This window comes from Natronolimnobius baerhuensis (genome assembly GCF_002177135.1).
In the GTDB taxonomy this organism is placed as follows: Archaea; Halobacteriota; Halobacteria; order Halobacteriales; family Natrialbaceae; genus Natronolimnobius; species Natronolimnobius baerhuensis.
Genome location: NZ_MWPH01000003.1, coordinates 258,985 through 279,304, shown reverse-complemented (window position 1 = coordinate 279,304; position 20,320 = coordinate 258,985). Strand labels below are relative to the sequence as shown.

General features: G+C 56.8%; 18 protein-coding genes. 11 read left to right on the top strand and 7 right to left on the bottom strand.

What is annotated here, in order from left to right; translation table 11 throughout:
- The first annotated feature begins 1 nt into the window (after window position 1).
- From lysX to argF, 6 genes are read left to right on the top strand one after another with little or no spacing between them, the layout of a single operon-like run.
- Window positions 2-880 (top strand): lysine biosynthesis protein LysX, encoded by an 879-nt coding sequence (gene lysX, locus B2G88_RS13930; protein ID WP_054863624.1) that lies wholly within the window; start codon window positions 2-4, stop codon window positions 878-880.
- Window positions 880-1,947 carry an N-acetyl-gamma-glutamyl-phosphate reductase gene (argC, locus tag B2G88_RS13925; protein ID WP_054863623.1) on the top strand — a complete coding sequence of 356 codons (1,068 nt, stop codon included), beginning with the start codon at window positions 880-882 and terminating at the stop codon, window positions 1,945-1,947. The genes lysX and argC overlap by 1 nt, the downstream gene beginning before the upstream one ends.
- Window positions 1,944-2,807, top strand: a complete 864-nt coding sequence (locus B2G88_RS13920; protein ID WP_087715106.1) for an acetylglutamate/acetylaminoadipate kinase — start codon at window positions 1,944-1,946, stop codon at window positions 2,805-2,807. The genes argC and B2G88_RS13920 overlap by 4 nt, the downstream gene beginning before the upstream one ends.
- Entirely contained in the window at window positions 2,804-3,961 is a 1,158-nt protein-coding gene (locus B2G88_RS13915) for an aspartate aminotransferase family protein (RefSeq protein ID WP_087715105.1), read from the top strand. The genes B2G88_RS13920 and B2G88_RS13915 overlap by 4 nt, the downstream gene beginning before the upstream one ends.
- Window positions 3,958-5,073: a [LysW]-lysine hydrolase gene (locus B2G88_RS13910; RefSeq protein WP_087715104.1), complete on the top strand. Its 1,116-nt coding sequence runs from the start codon at window positions 3,958-3,960 to the stop codon at window positions 5,071-5,073. The genes B2G88_RS13915 and B2G88_RS13910 overlap by 4 nt, the downstream gene beginning before the upstream one ends.
- Complete coding sequence (gene argF, locus B2G88_RS13905) at window positions 5,070-6,002, top strand: ornithine carbamoyltransferase (protein ID WP_087715103.1); 933 nt, start codon at window positions 5,070-5,072, stop codon at window positions 6,000-6,002. Before B2G88_RS13910 ends, argF begins: the two co-directional genes overlap by 4 nt.
- Window positions 6,003-6,029: 27 nt before the next feature.
- On the opposite strand, the gene B2G88_RS13900 is transcribed toward argF, so the two are convergent.
- Together B2G88_RS13900 and B2G88_RS13895 are read right to left on the bottom strand one after the other, a co-directional pair.
- On the bottom strand, window positions 6,030-6,542 hold the full coding sequence (locus tag B2G88_RS13900; RefSeq protein WP_054863622.1) for a DUF3368 domain-containing protein: 513 nt from the start codon (window positions 6,540-6,542) through the stop codon (window positions 6,030-6,032).
- The gene (locus B2G88_RS13895; RefSeq protein ID WP_054863621.1) at window positions 6,543-6,833 is read right to left on the bottom strand and encodes a UPF0175 family protein; all 291 of its coding nucleotides are present in this window, start codon (window positions 6,831-6,833) and stop codon (window positions 6,543-6,545) included.
- Between the two features lie 182 nt (window positions 6,834-7,015).
- On the opposite strand from B2G88_RS13895, the gene thrC reads away from it, so the two are divergent.
- The 3 genes from thrC (at window position 7,016) to B2G88_RS13880 (ending at window position 9,414) form a co-directional block, all read left to right on the top strand.
- Window positions 7,016-8,281 carry a threonine synthase gene (thrC, locus tag B2G88_RS13890; protein ID WP_087715102.1) on the top strand — a complete coding sequence of 422 codons (1,266 nt, stop codon included), beginning with the start codon at window positions 7,016-7,018 and terminating at the stop codon, window positions 8,279-8,281.
- A 92-nt stretch (window positions 8,282-8,373) separates the two neighbouring features.
- The gene (locus B2G88_RS13885) at window positions 8,374-8,778 is read left to right on the top strand and encodes a hypothetical protein (RefSeq protein ID WP_054863620.1); all 405 of its coding nucleotides are present in this window, start codon (window positions 8,374-8,376) and stop codon (window positions 8,776-8,778) included.
- Between the two features lie 150 nt (window positions 8,779-8,928).
- On the top strand, window positions 8,929-9,414 hold the full coding sequence (locus tag B2G88_RS13880; RefSeq protein ID WP_054863619.1) for a pyridoxamine 5'-phosphate oxidase family protein: 486 nt from the start codon (window positions 8,929-8,931) through the stop codon (window positions 9,412-9,414).
- Between the two features lie 90 nt (window positions 9,415-9,504).
- Here the strand turns inward: B2G88_RS13880 and B2G88_RS13875 are convergent, their stop codons facing one another.
- Entirely contained in the window at window positions 9,505-9,960 is a 456-nt protein-coding gene (locus B2G88_RS13875; protein WP_140408874.1) for a hypothetical protein, read from the bottom strand.
- 446 nt (window positions 9,961-10,406) lie between these two features.
- On the opposite strand from B2G88_RS13875, the gene B2G88_RS13870 reads away from it, so the two are divergent.
- Window positions 10,407-12,218: a S9 family peptidase gene (locus B2G88_RS13870; RefSeq protein ID WP_087715100.1), complete on the top strand. Its 1,812-nt coding sequence runs from the start codon at window positions 10,407-10,409 to the stop codon at window positions 12,216-12,218.
- A 37-nt stretch (window positions 12,219-12,255) separates the two neighbouring features.
- Here the strand turns inward: B2G88_RS13870 and B2G88_RS13865 are convergent, their stop codons facing one another.
- Window positions 12,256-13,665, bottom strand: a complete 1,410-nt coding sequence (locus B2G88_RS13865; protein WP_087715099.1) for a serine hydrolase — start codon at window positions 13,663-13,665, stop codon at window positions 12,256-12,258.
- A 197-nt stretch (window positions 13,666-13,862) separates the two neighbouring features.
- On the opposite strand from B2G88_RS13865, the gene B2G88_RS13860 reads away from it, so the two are divergent.
- Window positions 13,863-15,248: a DUF6895 family protein gene (locus B2G88_RS13860; RefSeq protein ID WP_087715098.1), complete on the top strand. Its 1,386-nt coding sequence runs from the start codon at window positions 13,863-13,865 to the stop codon at window positions 15,246-15,248.
- Window positions 15,249-15,395: 147 nt separating this feature from the next.
- Here B2G88_RS13860 and B2G88_RS13855 read toward each other — a convergent pair whose 3' ends face one another.
- The 3 genes from B2G88_RS13855 to B2G88_RS13845 form a co-directional block, all read right to left on the bottom strand.
- The gene (locus tag B2G88_RS13855) at window positions 15,396-17,810 is read right to left on the bottom strand and encodes an efflux RND transporter permease subunit (protein ID WP_176393248.1); all 2,415 of its coding nucleotides are present in this window, start codon (window positions 17,808-17,810) and stop codon (window positions 15,396-15,398) included.
- A 615-nt stretch (window positions 17,811-18,425) separates the two neighbouring features.
- Window positions 18,426-19,223 (bottom strand): type 1 glutamine amidotransferase, encoded by a 798-nt coding sequence (locus tag B2G88_RS13850; RefSeq protein ID WP_087715096.1) that lies wholly within the window; start codon window positions 19,221-19,223, stop codon window positions 18,426-18,428.
- A gap of 277 nt (window positions 19,224-19,500) precedes the next feature.
- On the bottom strand, window positions 19,501-20,280 hold the full coding sequence (locus B2G88_RS13845; protein ID WP_087715095.1) for an alpha/beta fold hydrolase: 780 nt from the start codon (window positions 20,278-20,280) through the stop codon (window positions 19,501-19,503).
- Between the last annotated feature and the right edge of the window lie 40 nt (window positions 20,281-20,320).

Genomic DNA, 20,320 nt, shown 5'->3' with positions numbered 1-20,320 from the left:
CTTGCAAGTAGGAATACTCTACTCCCGTATTCGCAAGGACGAGAAGCTGCTGTTGAACGAGCTTCGCGAGCGCGATCACGAGGTCGAAAAGATCGACGTTCGCAAACAGACGTTCGACATTAGCGAGGCCCCCGAGGCGTTCGCGGACCTCGACATCGTCGTGGACCGCTGTCTCGCCACCAGCCGGAGCCTGTACGCCACGCAGTTCTTCGAGGCGTACGGCATCCCGGTGATCAACAGCCACGAGACCGCGGATATCTGCGCCGATAAAGTCAAAAACAGCCTCGCACTCGAGCAGGCTGGCGTACCCACGCCCGCGACGAAAGTCGCCTTTACGAAAGAGACCGCGATGGACGCCATCGAGGAGTTTGGCTATCCGTGCGTCCTCAAACCCGTCGTGGGATCGTGGGGTCGCCTGATGGCGAAAATCGACTCGCCCGACGCCGCAGAGGCCATTCTCGAGCACAAGGCGACCCTTGGCCACTACGAGCACAAGGTGTTCTACGTCCAGGAGTTCGTCGACAAACCCGGACAGGATATTCGCGTGCTCGCGACCGACGGCGAGCCAATCGCCGGCATGGTCCGCTCCTCGGATCACTGGATCACCAACGCAGCGAAGGGTGCAGAGACTGATGTCTTCGAACCCGACGAGGAAGCGAAAGCGCTGGTACAGAAGGCCAGCGACGCCGTCGGCGGCGGTCTGCTCGGTATCGACCTGATGGAGACCGAGGATGGCTATACGGTTCACGAAGTCAACCACACGGTCGAGTTCAAGGCCCTCGACGGGGCCGTCGAGACCGACATCGCCGGCACCGTCGTCGACTGGCTCGAGCAGAAGGCCGCTGCTGCGGCCGACGACGAACTCGAGGTGAGCGCCTGATGGCGATTGGAGCAACCGACGAGAGCGCCGACACCGTCACCGCGACGGTCATCGGCGGCTCGGGTTTTACGGGCGGCGAACTACTTCGCCTGCTCGCTGGGCACCCGAACGTCGAAATCGCCGAGGTCACGAGCCGGTCGAAAGCCGGCAAGAGCGTCGGCTCTGTCCACCCGCCGCTTCGCGGCATGGACCTTCGGTTTACGGAACCCGAGGATCTCGAGAGCGTCGACGTGCTGTTCGCGGCGACGCCACACGGCGTCTCGATGGGACAGGTCGACGACTTTTTCGACATCGCTGACACCGTCGTCGACCTCTCGGCTGACTTCCGCCTCAATACAGAGGAGCAGTACGACGAGTGGTACGACGGCCACAGCGCGCCGGAATACTTAGAGAAGGCCGAGTACGCACTCCCCGAGATCAACCGCGAAAACCTCGCGGGCGCAGACCTCATCGCCGGCGGCGGCTGTAACGCCACCGCGACGATTCTGGGGCTGTACCCGCTGTTCGAGCACGGGATTCTCGAGGGGGGAGAACAGGTCGTCGTCGACGTGAAAGTCGGCTCCTCCGAAGGCGGGGCCGGCGGCGGCGAGGCCTCGAGTCATCCCGAACGCTCGGGCGTCGTTCGTCCCTACGCGCCGACGGGCCACCGCCACGAGGCCGAGATCGAGCAGTTCCTCGGCACCTCGGTGGCCTTTACCTGCCACGCCGTGGACATGATCCGCGGTGCGAGCGCGACGAGTCACGTCTTCCCATCGGGACCAGTCTCGAAGGGCGACCTCTGGAAAGCGTATCGCGGCTGCTACGAGGACGAGCCGTTCGTCCGCATGGCCGCCGGTGGCTCCGGCGTCTATCGATATCCGGAACCCAAAGCGGTTGCCGGAACGAACCTCGCCGAAGTCGGCTTCGAACTCGACCCATCGAACAAACGCATCGTCGTCTTCTCGGCCATCGATAACATGATGAAAGGCTCGGCGGGACAGGCCGTCCACGCCGCCAACATCGCGCTCGGGCTCGAGGAGACGGCCGGACTCGAGTTTACGGGACTACACCCCGTGGGGGCACCATGACGGTAGTAGTGAAAATCGGCGGCGCACGCGCCGTCGACCCCGAAGGAGCACTCAGCGACGTTGCAGCACTCGTCGCCGAGGGCGAAGATGTCGTCCTCACCCACGGCGGCTCGACCGCCGTCGACGAGACCTTAGAGGAACTCGGCGAAGAGCCGACCTACGTCGAGACGCCCGGCGGCGTCGTCGGCCGGTTCACCGACGAGGACACCATGGACGTGTTCAAGATGGTGATGCCGGGCAAGCTCAACACGGACCTCGTCGAGAGCCTGCAGAACCTCGACGTGAACGCGGTCGGCCTCTCGGGTACTGACGGAAAGTTGCTCGAGGGCAAGCGCAAGTCCGCCGTCCGCGTCAAAGAGGATGGCAAGAAGAAGATCAAACGTGGCGATCACTCGGGCAAGATCGAATCGGTCAACGCCGACCTGCTCGAGACCGTCCTCGCGGGTGGCTACACGCCTGTCGTCTCCGTCCCGATGCTGGGCAAGGAGAAGGAAGGCGGCTATACGGCAGTTAACGCCGACGCCGACCGCGCCGCGGCCGCAATTGCGGGCGCACTCGAGGCAGACCTCGTCGTCCTCACGGACGTGTCGGGGATCTACGAAGACCCCGACGACGAGTCGACGAAGATCGATTCGGCTGCGACCCCTGCAGAGTTCGAGGGCGTCAAAGACGCCGCTGAAGGGTTCATGACGAAGAAGGTCATGGCCGCCGAAGAGGCACTCGAGGGCGGGGCCTCGTCCGTTATCGTCGCGTCGGCGAACGCGGACGCACCGATCACGAGCGCACTCGAGGGCGAGGGCACGACGCTCGAGCCCGGCGTCTTGGACGCTGAAAACGCAGCGACGGAGGTCGACCAATGAGCGACCACGATTTCGTCTCCGGCAGCAAGCCGATCGGTCTCGAGCGCGGCGAGGGCGTCTCGCTCTATACCGCGGACGGAACGGACTACCTCGACGCGGGCGCGAGTTTCGCGTGCACGCCGCTCGGGCACTCCCACCCTGCCGTTGTCGACGCTGTCACAGAGCAAGTCGGAAATCTGACGTTCGTCGATTCCTCGTTCCCCGTCCAGTCCCGAGAGGACGCCTACGCCTCGCTCGTGGCGGCGACACCCGACGGACTGGATCAGGCCTGGTTCTGTAACTCCGGAACCGAATCCAACGAGGCCGCACTGAAATTCGCCCGCTCGGCCACAGGAAATTCGAAGATCATCGCAGCGACCCGCTCGTTCCACGGCCGAACGATGGGATCGCTCGCGGCCACTTGGAAAGACAAGTACAAGGAGCCGTTCGAACCCCTCGCCGGCGACGTGGAGTTCGTCCCCTACGGCGATAGCGAGGAACTCGCGGCCGCCGTGGACGACGAGACCGCGGCCGTGATCTTAGAGCCGATTCAGGGCGAAGGCGGGATCAACGTGCCCCCGCAGGGCTACCTCGAGACCGCTCGCGAGGTCACCGACGAGGCCGACGCGGCGCTCATCTTCGACGAGGTCCAGACCGGCATGGGCCGCACGGGCTCGATGTGGGCCTGCGAAAACGTGGGCGTCACGCCCGATATCCTCACGACCGCGAAGGGCCTCGGTAACGGCCTGCCCGTCGGTGCCGTCGCCGTCGCGGACTGGATCGCAGACGGCGCGGCCTCGCACAACGCCACGTTCAGCGGCGGCCCCGTCGTTGCCGCGGCCGTCCACGCGACCATCTCGACGCTCGTCGAGGAAGAATGGCCCACCCACGCCGCCGAGATGGGCGACTATCTCACCAGTGAACTCGAGGATGCCCTCGGCGACGAGGTCCGCGAGATTCGCGGCGAGGGACTGCTGATCGGCCTCGAGTTGAAACGCGGGGCAAACCGCGTCGCTCGAGATCTGGCGATCAATCACCAGATTCTGGCGCTGCCGGCGGGTCGGACCGTCCTGCGCCTGCTGCCGCCGCTTGTAATCGACGAGTCGGAGGCAGACCAGATCGTCGCGGCGCTGACCGAGATCATCGCGCCCGACGCCGCAGAGGCTGAATCATGAACGCGAGCACCACCGATTCGTCCGACGTTTCGTCCGCGGACGCACGACAGTTGTTGATCGATCTTGTCTCGATCCCCTCGCTTTCTCGCGAGGAACACGCGGCCGCGGAGCGACTCGTCGAGTTCTTCGAGGCCCACGACCGGGAGGTCTGGATCGATGAGGTCGGCAACGTCCGTGCGCCCGCGGACGATTCGGTACTGCTGACCTCGCACATCGATACCGTCCCCGGCGAGATTCCGGTCGAGGTCAACCCAGCAGACGAGGACGACGTCGCCGCCGAGATCGCCAAAGAGACCGGCGAAGACGTTCTCTGGGGCCGCGGCAGCGTCGACGCGACGGGACCGCTCGCTGCGATGGCCGCGGCCGCCGTCCGAACGGGCGTCTCGTTCGTCGGCGTCGTCGGCGAGGAAGTCGACTCGAAAGGCGCACGCTATCTGGTCGACGACCGCGATGCGACGCCGGACGCCGTCGTCAACGGCGAGCCGTCCGGAACCGACGGAATCACGCTCGGCTATCGAGGCCTGATCGCCGGCACCTACGTCGCGACGAGCGAGTCCGGCCACACGTCTCGGCCAGACCCGAACGCCATCCAGCACGCCGTTCGCTGGTGGTCAGCCGTCGAAGACCGCTTCGAAGGTGACGAGTACGAACCCATCTTCGAGCAGGTGACGACCAAACCGGTCGACATCGACGGCGGGATCAGCGAGGACGGCCTCTCCGTCGAGGCGACGATGGACGTCCAACTGCGCGTCCCCCCAGCCCTCACTGTCGAAACCGTCCGCGAGGCCGCGGAAGCCGAACTCGAGGTCGGGACCGTCACCTGGAAGGATACGGTCCCGCCCGTGATGACGAGCCCGCGAACGGCGGTCGCTCGAGCGTTCCGCGTCGCGATCCGCGACGTGGGCGAAGACCCGCGTCTGGTCCGGAAAACTGGAACCAGCGACATGAACATCTACGCCGGTGCGTGGGACTGCCCGATAGCTACCTACGGCCCGGGCAACTCCGACCTCGATCACGCGCCAGACGAACGCCTCTCGCTTTCGGAGTTCGATCAGGCGGTCGAAATCTTAGAACGCGTTTCCCAAACACTGTGTGGAGGAGCCAACGAATGACAGCATCAGATTCGACAGCGACAGAGTTGCGACACTTCCTCGAGATCGACGACCTCTCTGCGAGCGAACTGCAGACGGTCCTCGAGCGCGCCGAGACGTACAAACGCGCCCAACACGCGGGCGAGGATCACGAAGACCTCGAGGGCCAGACCCTGGGGATGATCTTCCAGAAGCCGAGTACGCGCACCCGCGTCTCCTTCGAGACGGGGATGACCCAACTCGGCGGCCACGCGGTCTTCCTTGGCGAAGACGACATCCAGCTTGGCCACGGCGAGCCGCTGAAAGACACCGCGCGAACGCTGTCGCGCTACGTCGACGCGGTGATGGCGCGCGTGTTCAAACACGACAACATCGAGGTGCTGGCGGAGTACGCCTCGGTCCCCATCGTCAACGGCCTCACCGACGACGCCCACCCCTGCCAGACGCTCGCGGACCTGCTGACGATCCGCGAGCAACAGGGCGGCTTCGAGGACGTGTCGGTCGCCTGGGTCGGCGACGGCAACAACGTCGCCCAGTCGTTCGCGGTCGGCGCTGCGCTGACCGACCTCGATCTGACCGTCGCGACGCCTGAGGGCTACGCTATCGACGACGATGTCCTCGAGCGCGCCCGCGACCTCGGTGGCGATCCAACGATCACGACCGATCCGACCGAAGCCGTCGCTGACGCCGACATCATCTACACCGACGTCTGGATCAGCATGGGCCAGGAGGACGAACGCGACGTCCGCATGAACGACTTCCAGGGCTTTCAGGTCAACGCGGACCTGCTCTCGCACGCCCCCGACGCCTCGGTCATGCACTGCCTGCCGGCCCACCGCGGCGAAGAGATCACCGACGCAGTCGTCGAAAGCGACCACTCGATTGTCTTTGATCAGGCCGAAAACAGGCTGCACGCACAGAAGGCGCTGTTGAGTTGGCTCCTCGAGTGAGCATCGACTGCGAGCAATAACCGATTTTCAGTTGTCGAACGAATCCAATTTGTGGACGATTTTCGCGTAGAGAGCAGGCGCACAGTGCCAGCCAGCTTCGACCATCGCGTCGATAGTCTCACGCGCTTCTGCAACAGGAAGATGGCCGTTCTTAGTGCACGAGAGGACAAGGTATGCCGTTCTTTTGGTCTCGATATCTTCGACCGCCGCAGCCGTTCGACCGGCGGCTTCGTCCATGACGGCAGTTGCATCGAACTGGTCGGCACAGACAAGCACCGCACCATCCGCATCGCTCAACCGAGGATTGCCCTGTAATCGATCCCAGAGTGGGGAGTCAGGGGTTGAAACGACCTCGAGAGCCCCTGCATCGACACGCTGTTCGATGCGGCGGGCATCAGGATAGCCTTCCTCGAGACCGGTCGTCACGACTTCTGCGTACACCCGGTCAGGGATGTAACACGTCCCATTGAGCGCCGAAACGAGATCCAGTTGCTCGACTTTCGCGAGATAAATGAGCGGTGTCGCGTCGAAAACCCACATTCACAACTCCTCGAGATCCGACTCGAGATGATCGCTCGAGACCCACGTCACGTCGCATTCGTCCGCGAGTTGTGCGAACTCCCAAACGGAGAGTCCGGCCGTGTCGGCGGCCTTCGAGAGCGTCGTCTCGCCCGCGGCGAGTCGCTCGAGTGCCCGCTCGCGACGCCACTCGTCGAGGCCCTCCGAGAGGAGTTTTCGGACGGCTGTACTCCGGTCGAGTCGTTCCTCCTCGAGGTACTCCTCGAGTTCCGACTCGAGGTCGTCTGGAACGCGCGCTGAAATCGTCCCCATGGTGAATACATGGTATACAATGTATACAAGTCTTTTGCCGGTGTCACTGGGGGTTCTCGTCATCGCTACTGGAACTCGAGAAACGAGTCACGATTCAACCGAGAGGAGCGAGCAAAACACGTACGGAGTAGGCGAGAACCAATCCACGTGCTTTTTGCCACTCGCCCACTTCTCGCTCGACAATGAGTCTCAGTCTCTCGGCCGACCAGCCGACCGTGCCCGACGACGCCGACGACGGCGTCTGGCTCGAGTGTATCGAGTGCGGTGAAACGTTCGCGCCCTTCGACGACGTGCGCTACACCTGCGACGAGTGTGACGGCTTGCTCGAGGTTCGCTACGACGACCTCCCGACGCTTGAAGACTACGAGGGCCAGGGCCAGGGAGTCTGGCGCTACGCCGACGCACTCCCGCTCGAAGAAGGCGTGACGACCCAGGAGGGCGCAACGCCGCTGTACGAGGTGCCACGGCTCGAGGAGGATATCGGCGTCGAGGCCCTGCGAATCAAACACGAGGGGATGAACCCGACGGGATCGTTCAAAGACCGCGGCATGACCGTCGGCGTCGCCGTCGCGAAAGAGTTGGGCGTCGGGCGACTCGCCTGTGCGTCGACCGGAAATACGAGCGCCGCACTCGCCGCCTACGGCTCCCGCGGCGGGATGGAGACGCTTGTGCTCCTGCCAGCAGGGAAAGTTGCAGCGGGCAAGATCGCCCAAGCCAGCCTGCACGGCGCGCGCATTCTCGAGGTCGACGGCAACTTCGACGCCTGCCTCGACATCGTCCAGGAACTCGCCCAGCAGGGTGAAGCCTACCTGCTGAACTCGCTGAACCCGTTCCGCCTCGAGGGCCAGAAGACGATTGGCCTCGAGATTCTCGAGGGCTTTCTCGCGGACTACGACACCGTGCCGGATCGAATCGTTCTCCCCGTCGGCAACGCGGGCAACACGTCGGCGCTGTACAAGGCCTTCCGCGAACTTGTCCAGGTGGGCTCACTCGAGGAAGACGAGGTGCCGAAACTGACGGGCGTCCAGGCCGAGGGCGCAGCGCCGATGGTCGAAGCAGTTGAGAACGGCGCAGACGAGGTCCGACGCTGGGAAGATGTCGAAACGCGCGCGACGGCGATCCGAATCGGTAACCCGGTCAACGCACCGAAGGCGCTGCCGGGTATCCGCGAAACTGGCGGGACCGCGATTTCGGTCTCCGACGAGGAAATCACGGACGCCCAGCGCGATCTCGCGGGCGAAGGCATCGGCGTCGAACCGGCGTCTGCGGCCTCCGTCGCCGGCCTCCGCAAGCTGCGTGCCGAGGGCATCGTTGACGACGACGAGCGCGTTGCCTGCCTGACGACCGGCCACCTGCTCAAAGACCCCGACGCTGCGGCCGCCGCCGGAGCAGAGCCGGAGCCAGTGCCCGCAGAGACCGACGGAATCCTCGAGCACCTCTCCGAGTAACACAGCCGTCATTCGAATGACTTGCGTCAGACGCGTCTGACGCGCGACTGACTGAACCTTTTGTCACTGTCTCGCATACGGTTGTGCTGTCCATGTCCGTCGACCAGCACCCCATCCCGACTGACCGCCAAGCCGACACGTCAAACGATTCCAGCGAGCGAGACAATGACGCCCACCCAACCGACGGCGTCGAACTCGAGTTCGAATCTCCGATAGGCCCGCGTTCACAGTCGGTCGGCGACTCGAAACCGAAGACTCGGGCGGCCGAGTCGGACGCCCCGCTGGCACACCGAATTGAGCGCACGAAACTCCAGACGCAGGTGACCGCGCTGGAACGTACCCTCAAGACGAGCGAAGAACGCCAATACGATCTCATCACACAGTACGAGCGACTGCTTGCGGAGCGAACTGACGACACGACTCAGGACGACAACACAATGTCGAACAAGAACGAGACCGACGGCCTCCTGTGCCGACTTCTCAAGTACTGGCGGTAACTCAGTAAACAGAAGCAGCAGTCGTCGACCCCGAATCACGAGAGACACGTCGAAAATTCCCTTTCAGTGGCAATTGTCAGGCGGGTTAATCCGGCCGCCGGTGGCACTGTCGCACATGATTGTCGACGTACTCGGGGGGATCGACATTGAGTGACTGGACGACAACGAGATCCGAGACGTTTTGGACGGCAGGGCGTCGGCGTCCTAGGACTCGCCAACGGCAGGGACCCGTATCTGATCCCGCTTTCCTTTGGCTTCGACGGCGACTCGCGGCTCTACTTTACGTACCTGTACGACGACGAGAGCCGCAAGCGAGAGTTGAGCGACAGGGCCAAAGCCACGCAGTTTCTGGTCTACGAGGCGTCCTCTCCGGTCGACTGGCAAAGCGTCCAGCTGATGGGCCGGCTTGGGGAGGTGCCCTCCGATGAGTGGGACCACGTCGGGTCAGCCTTCGAGAAAGCGTGGCACCCGACGCTATTCGAAGAAGGGCCATATACAACCGACGTAACGCTCTACGAGTTCGAGATCGAATCTCGGAGTGGCGTTGTAAGGAAACCCCAACAACGTAGCAACGGAGATTCGCTTGAGTCACCTCGAATCACCGTTCTCGGTTATTGTGGACGACTCGAACGGTAGCAATAATTGATTCCAATGAAATCATGTATATGACGAGAATAAGCATTGCTTCGGCGGCCAAAGGAACCCGAAACAATGAATACCGGTTTTCTATGATTCGACGGTGATACTAATGTAATCTTCGTCGTGAATGAGATGTTCTTGCGGATTAATCGAAGTGTCGTTTACTTCAATCTCAACTGTTGTTTCGGAGTGATCGTCATCGTATGTGGTACCATCGAGAGTGAAAGTCGATTCGGTAACGGCCATATCTAACGTTGCTAGCGCTTCCGCGACGGTCATTCGTTCGAACTCCCATGGTTGCAGGGGACTTTCTGGGTGGTGGTGCCACGTTTGACCGTATCCCTCGTGAAAGTGGAATGTTGGATGCTGGTTGTGGTGCTCCGATTGATCGAAGTTGATGGACTCACCGTCGACCGTGACATCAAGTTCGCCATGATCGTGCGGATAGATTCCTCCAACACCGTTCACGTATGCAGTGAACAGCCCGAAAAGCAAACCAACGACGACTAGGAGGCCCACAGTATATTTTATCGCTTTCATCATATCTTACCATCTGGTTTTTCTTCCATCAATATCTAATATGATTTTAATATTTATAAGTATGTTGATTTAATAATAGCATGGGTGTTAAAATGCGAAGTCAACGCTAACTTACAGCTAAAAATAGTCATATATCTATTCAACAAAACACGGATACCGTGCTTATTCGTCGACGATGATTAGACATCCACAGTCATCTTCATCGGACTCTGCTGCGGCAATGTCGGTAAGGTCTGAAATATTTTCCATTGTGTGTCACCTCCGAGGGCGTTATCAAGTCCCAGTATATAGTATATGTGACCCCATTATATTAATTCTTTTGGTGTTAGTATTTTAAACATAGATGATAAAAAATACTAATAGGTTTGCACTTTGGCCCAACCACATATAAAGCTACATACGTATTACATTCCAATAGATATTAATTCAACACCCAACATATATGCTATATGACTGGATATCCGATTGATCGATATATGCATGTTCGTGCTGTTACGAAACCAACGTTTGGACCAGCCGGTGACCGCCTTTTTTTTATAAGTGACCTGTCGTCTACTCGTGAAATTTGGGAACTCACAGAACCCGGACAGTGGCCACAGCAGCGAACGTTTACCGATGGTAGTGTACAGTGGTATGCATGGTCCCCAACGGGTACCGAGATTGCTTTCGGATTGGATCAATTCGGTGATGGCCGAATACAAATATCCCTCCTCACCAGCGATCAAAAGACTGTAACAAAACTAACGACTGAACCGTCGGTGGTCCACCGATGGGGAGGGTGGTCAAGTAATGGTGAGCAAGTTGCCTACGCGGCGAATAGCCGCCAATCAGATGTGTTCGATATCTACGTACAGAACCGCAATCAGTCGTATGGAACTGCCAGATGCATCTACGAGCATGATCATCAGTCAATTATCGTTCCATTAGGATGGAGTCCAACTGATGACAAACTACTAGTCATAGAGAAACATTCTAGTTTTAATACAGACATTCACCTAATCAATATCGAAACAGGTGAGTCGGAACTACTTACCGACGGTCCGACAAACGAAACGCGCTACAAATCGATCGTCTGGGGCTCAGATGAGGATTCACTCTATCTTCTCACAGATAAGGACGCTAACTGGCTGTATCTCGCCCGCCTTGATCTCATTTCTCTCGACCTAGTGCCGGTTCTTCAGCCGGAGGCGAATATCAAACGATTAGTCTATCACTCGCCCTCGAAACAACTCGGATATATCCAGTCGAAAAATGGGTACTCGGCGGTCAAAGCAGCTCGATTTGTGAAACCGGACGAGGTAACCACGTTTCCCTCTCCGACCTTTCCAGCCGGTGTGTCTCGGTCCCTAACAATAGATCGAGAAGGAACTCGTCTCGGATTGGTCCACTATCCTTCCGACGGGAAGCCCGACGTCTATACAGTCGAGATCAAAACCGGGGATATCACACGATGGACGGACTTTACTGCCCCCGTCCCTGATCGAACCTATACCGAACCGGAGCCCGTAACGTATCCCTCATTCGACGGACTCGATGTCCCATCGTTCTACACGACACCGGAACAATTTACCGGGGCTTCGTATCCTGCAATGATACACCTTCACGGCGGTCCGCGGAGCCAGATTTATCCAACTATCGACCCGTTTCGAGAATATTATCTCGAGCAAGGTTTTGCTCGACTCGAACCCAATTTCAGGGGCTCCTCAGGGTACGGCAAAGAGTACCTCGGACTAGATGATGTGGAGAAGCGGCCGGATGGGATCCGAGATGTCGAAGCCGCTGCTGATTGGCTCAGCGAGAAGAATAGTATCAATAGCGACCAAATATTACTTAGTGGTATTTCCTACGGCGGGTTTCTCGTCCTAGCCGCAATGACCCGATGGCCGGAGAAGTTCGCCGGCGGACTCGCTATCTCACCGATCGTCGACTTCGAAACGTATCTAAAGAACACGGGTCCGTGGCGTCGCGAACTTCGGGAGGCCGAATACGGATCGCTGGACGAACACAGGGAATTACTCGAAGACCTCAGTCCGATCACTGACGTTGAAAATATCCAATCACCATTACTTATCGTTCATGGTGAAAATGATTCTCGGATCCCGATTAACCAAGTACGACAATTTGCGAAACAGGCAAAAGACCAGAATATCCCTGTCGAAACGCTGTTCATTCCAGACGTAGGTCACCGAATAGATGATCGAGCACATCGAATCGAAATCTGTAAAAGAGCAACTGACTTTTTCGAAACGCATCTCCTGTAACTGTCATTGGACAGTAGTCCATGACCCACTGTGGGATCTATTCCTGACGGAGTCGCAGTCGGCTTTGTTCTAACTCGACATAACCGTCTTTTAGATGGAATTCCACGGGAACTCGTGTACCAGCTCCAGTAAGTGTAAAAAAGGAAAACTCATCCGGTGCAGGAGATTCTGGAAATAGGGGTTGACTCTGTTTCCCAACGGGAGTGTCGTAGCTTATTTCTAGTATTTGCCCGTTCTTTTCGACAGTTGCCGACTGAATATCGCGGTACATTTGGTATTCTCCAACAATCTGGTTATACTTTTTTTCCAGCATAAATGGAAGCACCGTCTGAGATGGGGCATGCCCGCGGGCGATCGAAATAATAGCCTCCCCTACGTATCTCGACGAAATTCGCGGAGCCTTATTGCACCCGATTGCTACCCCAAGAGTACCGTTCTGCTCGCCCCAGTACCCAAAGCTAGATGTTGCAGAGGCACCTCCATGGCCAACGAGAGTACGATCCGTCAACGGTTGTCTCATCCAACCGTATCCGTATCGGGTCTCTGTGCCGTCAAGTCGAGTCGTCATAACCGCTTGTGGTTGTTGCATTTCGGTTATCACGTCAGTATCGATATTTGGAATGGAACACTGGTCTGGACAAGTGATAGTATTCGAAACAAATGTCGCAATATCAGTAACGGAGCCGAATAACCCGCCAGCAGGGGAGATATTCTCATCAAAAACGGTACGGCCCTGTTTTATGTTGTCTCCGTCTGAGTAATATGGCTGCATCGTGTCTTCTTTATTCTCGAACGCGGCCTGGGTGAACGTCGACCGTTCCATACCCAACGGTTCAAGAATCTCATTCGCAACGTAGTCCGTGTATTTTCTGCCAGTTATCTCTTCGATAAGGTGTCCGAGAAGGACAAATCCCGAATTATAGTATAGAAACTCGTCTCGCCTATCGGTTACACGACACTCAGTCGCTCCGTCAACATGACGGTAAAAATCTGATCGACTGCTGAGCGGTACTTCAGGACCGGCCCCGATTTCCGCTCGAGTAACGAGGGTAATAGCCGCCCCGTCGCTGGGCATTCCGGACGTATGCGTCAGTAGTTGCTCGATCGTAATTGGATCACCGGATAGATCCTCAAATACTGGCAAATAATCAGATAGATCGTCGTCAAGGGTTAGTTTCTCTCGCTCGAGTAATTGCAGTATCGCCGTGGCCGTAACCGGTTTCGTAGCAGATCCGAGTCCATATATTGTGTTCGATGTTGCAGGCGCGTTCGTCTCCAGGTTTCTGGCGCCGAAACCGTCTGTGTAGATAATTTCATCGCCATCGACCAATGCGAAGCTCACACCGGGAACGGTGTTGTCATTCATCCAATCGAGAACAAATGATTCGATTTTCGATACTAAATTTTGAGATACTCCGTCGACATCGTCCTTATTAATTTTCTTCATAATAACTCTTTATTTAATACACAGATAAAGTTTTTGAGATTGGTTGACATTTACGTGTTGCTTCGCGTCTCTCAACGTTTAGTCCAAACAGGTATAGAAAGAATACAGTACCCATTATTAATAAAGAATTCTCAGACGACTGCTCGACCATTTTCTACACAATATACTTATAGCCCTAACATATAATTATTTTAATCATGGGTAGTGATGAAAAAGTCGATTCACGGTTTCATGATCTCGAACCAATTGCAACGGAAAACGTGCCGTCTGAAGCAGCCAAAATGGCCGATGCCTCCGTTGATTGGCACACAAACTACATAGAAGAATACAATCCACTAGTGTGGAAAGATAAGAGGAAACGACAGATTCGTCGGAAAGCATTTAGTGAACTTAGCCTCTTTCTCCAAGTTACGAGTCAGATCACGGATCAAGAAGCAAACCACGACAAACTAGTAGACTCTATCACGGAAACTGTCAACGATCGACGGTACTTCGAGTTGTTGTCCCGCTATCCTACAGATATCGTACAGTATGGGTACCCGTTCGCCATTCCCGCTACTCGCGGGAGGTTAAGGACCGAAGCCACGATGGTTCTCGAACGGACGGTCACACAAAAACCAATTCACTCTCCAGAACGGTACCCGTTCGTTCAACTCCACTATTATCATATTCTTGAACAGTTAGGGTTCCAGACGGAACATCTTGATCCCGCCACTATTTTGTCCGTTAGTAATATCCGAAAGGAACCAGGATTTATTCAGTGTAATCGCCGTGATGTATACGCTATTACTCACAATATATTTTATTACACGAACTTCGGAATCCCTGGAGAAGGGTTTCCGGATACCATCGTCCCCACCGATCTTTCGACGTGTCTATCCGGTCTTCTTCTTCGGTTCCTTGCGATTGACGACACTGACGCCGTTGCAGAACTCCTGCTGGCTGGAATTATCCAGCGACAGCTTGATCCGGAATTTGTGAAGTTCGTACTCTCCTGGCTGCAAACCAGAAGTGAGAATGGAATTGTTCCAGGATCGGGAGTGAGAGACGCTATCGCGTCGTCAACTCAACGGATTCAAAATTCAGATATCGATATAGATTCGTTGGGTGAGTGGGATGAAAACAGTGAACACTGGTTCCACGATTATCACACCGTCATCGCGTCCGGTCTTTGTTTCGCCGTTCTCGAACAAGAGTGGGACCGACTTCGAAACGAGGCACCGACAAGAGATTTCGGCTACTGGTTATCAGACTCGGCCACGCAACTACTGACTCTCGGAAATCTCGTTGCAGTACTATCCGAGTACAAACTCACGGAGGCCGCACCGCTGTTGGAATCTCTCACCGGGTCTCGAGTTGCGCGCGCATACAGCGATGTCTTCAACGCGTGCGTGAAATTCCTTCAGAACCAACGAACCCCCGACGACCACATTGGATACTTTACTGACGAACAGTACGTATACTGCAACGGAGTGGGAACTACCGATACGTTCGATCGCGAATTCCGGAATCAGTGTACGAATCGGTGTGAAGCAGCACTCTCTGCCGTGAAATCGGATGAAACTGACAGAGATAGAGAGTGAACGTCCCCCGAATCAGTGCCCACGTCTCGTATTGCGTATGAAGAATTTAGAAGTCGACCGCTCCCACGATGTCAGTCGTAGGCTTTCGCGCAACTACAGTTGTACCCTCACTCGGGTACATCAATCGAGTATCTAAACGACAATTGCTCAGTCATCACTCGGCGATGTCGTTTCCGTCTCTGTCACCTCCTCAGTCGGTAACGTGAACCGTGCCCAGATTGTGAGCAGGCTCGGGAGAACGAACACACTGACGAGGAACGACATAAGCAACGCCAGAACAACCAGTGTCCCTAAATTCTCGAGTTGAGGATGGGGATGCAAAATTATTGCAGCAAAAGCGACGGCAGTAGTTAGGGCACTCCCCAGTAAGGCACCACCAGTGTTGACGACGGCAGCCTCGAGGGCCTGGGAGAAATTGCGTCCGGCCTCGAGTTCCTGAGCGAACCGATCGCTAACGTGGATGTTGTAATCGATACCGAGACCGATGACTAGGCTCATTAACAATGCAGTCACCAATGTGAGGGGGAGATCCAGGACGTACATTCCGGAGATGACGAGGCCGGTCACGAGAACGATAGGAATGACCGTTACGGCACCGAGAGTTGCACTGCCGTATAGATATCGTGCAATTATCGTATAGACAACGAAAACAGAAACGAGGGCGAGCACCATCACGTGCAAGATTCCGTCAGTAATTGCTTCGATTCCTGATTGGAGGATCGTTGTCTCGCTGACTGCCGTCGCCGTGAGATTGCTGTCGTCCTCGACAGTCGATGCGACAGCCGTCTGATCATCAGCTCGTTCGCTGAGACTGCCACCGCCATCGGCCGGACCGATTATCCGAATCGATTGATAGGTTCCATCAGTCGATTCAATTACCTGACTCGCTGACTCAGGTGAGAGAGTGTACATCTCGTTATACAGTGCTTCGAGATTCGTATCAGGAACACCGTTTCCGGACGTGTCGGCTTCCGAAATAGCTGCAGCGAACTCGTCGTCTTCCTCGGCGAGGTCGTCCATTGCTGTTAAGACCGAAACGGTATCAGTGTTCCCGGTACTCTCAGCGAAGACACCGGTGTCTTTCGCTTCGTGGATTCGCGTAAGCGTCTCATCGTTTGTCACATCACCTTGGATTAAAATTTGAATCCGATCACCCTCGTTTTGTGCAACTGGCTGGAACTGTTCCTGGACATAAATTTCGTTAAGGTTATACTCAGGGTCCTCCCAGGCGAGTGGGCCGGGAAGCTCGCCCATCCACTCGGGAGCGGGCTCTGTCTGCTGTTCGAAGGGTTCTTCGTCGAGTGCCGTCCAAGCAGCTGCCGAACCAGCGGTAGCGACCAACGCGACAACGACAACGATTGGTGCAGCCCGTTTCGCGAGAACGACTCCACTTTGAAGGAACGGTCGCAGCACCGCTCCATCCCCTAATGGGTGTTTCTGGCGGTCGAGTCTGAAGCGCTCCAGTGTCTGGTCGATGCTAACCTTCAGAGCCGGGACGAGCGTGACGAAGATGAGAAACGCGGAAATGACTCCGAACGTGATTCCGAGTCCGAGATCTCGAATATTTTCGAGTGGGTTCACAATATTCGAGAGGAATCCGATTCCTGCAGTGATCGTCACGAGACAGAGGGCAATCGAGACCGACCGAACGGCACGGTTCATTGGCGGACGTATCGGTTCGCCGCTGTCCCGTTGTTCACGGTACCGCATGAATATATGAAATCCATAGTCGATACTGAGTGCGGCAATCAACACCGGACCGACGATCATCGTTATTCCGGCAGAAATCTCGAGCCATCCAAGGATACCGAACATCCAGATAATCGAAACGACGACGCCGACCATTCCGACGATAACGTCAACGAGATCGCGGTACGTGAACGCGAGCACGCCTAGAATGAGAGCTAATGCAACCGGGAGGATTAGTCCTATCGTGTTCTCGTTCATCTGCTCGTTAGCTTCGACAAGGGCGTGCTCATTCAACGTGAAATACTCGGGGTTTTCCCGGTCACTAGCTGTTTCGAAGAGGTGGCTCGTCACCGCATCGTTGATTTCCCCATCCTCGGTTGTTTCGAATACAAATATGATTTGATGGCTTTCGGCTGACGTCGTTTCTGGGTCGTAACTGTTCGAGACGAGTTGACGCGCTTCGGGTTCCTCGGAAAGTGCCTCCGAGACAATCGACGTTACCTCCGCTTCGCTAGTTGATTCGAGCGCACCGATCTGCTCATCGAGGGTGGCATCCGGATCGTCCGCAGCGGCCGCCGCAACGATACTTGCGATGCTTGTGATCTCGCCATCAGCGGGAATCGCAACTGCGACCGACTCGTTTTCGAGAACCGTTTGTTTGTACTGGAGTGTGTCAAGTAACGGTTCTTTCGAGAGTGCGTTATTTGATTCGTCCCTTACGTATACTTCAGTGTACGCAGTATCGGTCTCAGTACCGTCCTCGGTGGAATACCGTTCATCGACGTACTCGGCCTTCTCAGCGGGAGTAGTCTCGGGAAATAGATCCTCGTCTTCTGCTTCACCACCTTCGATATTCCCGATACCGACGGCCACTCCCGCCGTGAGAACGAGGAGTACGAGAACGACAACACGATTATGAGTTGTAACAAAGTTTACCAGCCTTTCTAACGGTTTACTAATCATATTATAGCCTCTTAATCTCGAAAAATGTCATCAGTGATTTATTCTATTTTCAACCACTATTTCTAAATATATAATACCTCGGTAATCCTATTTCTTTTTCATATTCATATGCATAATAATATGTCCCCTAGTGCGTTTCCGATAGTAAGCGCTGGAAGACGCTGTTACTTTGATAGGTTCTTGGGTAGGCAATAACAGAATGATGTTTTTGCTGATTAGCTTTAGTATTTTCTAATAATAATTACTCAGCCATTGATCGTAGTAACAGGTGACCGCTGGATGTTCACCAAACGAAGATGCTGTGAGGCACTCGTTACCGGCGCAAACGGGAATTTTCGCAGACTAGAAACTTCAGGCAGAGGGTTCCACTCGCTATCGTACAGTTAAAACTATTTGCGTACCGATCACACGAAAACTATGCGCTCGAGTACTCATTGAAACTACTATCATATGTAGAACCACCCGAACTTGAGGGTATCAGCACGGACCCACTGGACGACGGTGAGGTTCAAGAAAACCGAAAATTCAATCGGAACAACCAACCTCGGTCGTCGCATCGGCGTCGATATCTGCATCGGCATCGGTGTCGACGCTGGATGGAGTTTCGATGGCTGTGGCTTGCATTTGCGTCTGTGCTTGCTCCTGCTCGCGCACTTCCTGGACGAACTCGAGATAGTTGTCGAAGACGAGTTTTGCGGGGCAGGCCGCTCGATAGTTCTCCTGGGTGATTTCCCCGAGAATGGACTCGAGGCGTTCGTCGGAGAGTTCCTTGCGGTGGACGAGGTCGCGGGCGGTTTTGGTGTCGTATTCGGGGTGGAACTGCACGCCGAAGACCCGGTCCTTGCGGAAGCCGTGATTGGAGTAGTGATTCTCGGCGAGCGGGGATGCGCCGGGCGGGAGGTCGGCGACTTCGTCGGAGTGGCTGGTGAAGGCGCTGAACTCGCTCGAGATGCCATCGAACAGGCGGGAGTCAGCGGTCTGCTCGATATCGCTGTAGCCGACTTCGTAGGCACCCATATCGGAGACGGTGCCACCGAGGACATGCGCGAGAAGTTGGTGTCCCCAACAGATACCAAGATGCGGAATGTCTCGAGAGATAGCGTCATCGACCCACTCAGCGGTCGTCGCAATCCAGTCATCGTCCCAGTACACGGAGGACCGCGAACCGGTGACCACGACCCCGTCGAACGCGAAGTGGTCGGGTACCGTTCCGCTTGTTACGTCGAATTCCGACAGCGAGGCATCCAGTTCGCGCCGGAAGTTCCGCGTCGTGTTCTCGTCCTGGTGGGCGGCGTTCAGGACGGCAATGCGTAGTTGACTCATTGTCCCCTACTGGCAACTCGATAAAGAAAGGCTTTCTGTCCGATGCGGACGTTGCCGCAACCATGGACATGTGACCGTCCACATCCGATGTGAGACAATGGATGTCTCATAGTCAGTCCGAGCTCGTTTGTTCCTGAACCAGATAGCCACACGAGACCACTATCGTTCGATACCGTCTCGTCCGTCGTCGGCACGTCGGCGGAGCGAGCGGTCAGTGTCCCTGCTCATACCGCGAATTTTCGTGCCCTCCCACAATAAGTTATACTTTTGACATGAATCAGTCGTTCGTCTGGTCCTCGAGAAAGCCAACCAACCGGTCGTTGAGCGTCCGCGATTGCTCGATCATTGCAAGGTGGCCCGCACCCTCGAGCGAGACGAACTCACCGCGTGGCAGCCCGCGCGCGAGGTCGCGACCCGCCGACGCTGGCACGAGTGCATCGTCGGTTCCGTGGAAAACTCGCGTTGGCTGGGCCACCTCGACGAGCCAGTCGCGCGCGTCGAAGTCCTCGAGTGCGCCAACCTGCGCATCCCAGCCCGCGCAGTCGGCGTCGCCGTCGGCGCGCCAGTCGACCATTCCTGACACAGCGTCGGGCTGTGCAGCGAGAAACTCGGTGGAGAGACCTGCCTCGAGCGACTTCCGAAGTGCGTCCGGATCGTCCGGCGGGGCGAACAGCGTCTCGAGGTCGAACGCCGAGCCCTCGGCCGCGGTGCCGATCAGCGAGAGCGTTGCGACGCGACTCGAGGAACGGGCGGCCTCGAGTGCGACCGCGCCGCCGAGTCCGCAGCCGACGACGTGGGCCTTCCGGATGCCGCAATCGGCGAGGACCGCCTCGAGGTCGGCTGCGAGCGTCTCGAGCGCGTAGGGGCCCGGTGGCGAATCGGAGCGGCCGGTGCCACGGAGGTCCCAGACGACGGCCTCGTAGAGGCCGGCGATGGATCCGTGTTGCCACCCCCACGACCAGCCGCCGAGGCCGGCTTCGGGGACGAAGACAACGGACGGACCGTCGCCTGTGCGGTCGTAATACAGCGAGACGGAGTCGGTCACAGCAGTCGGCATACTCGAACAACCGGGTGGAGCAAGGCGATGGTTTCGGTTC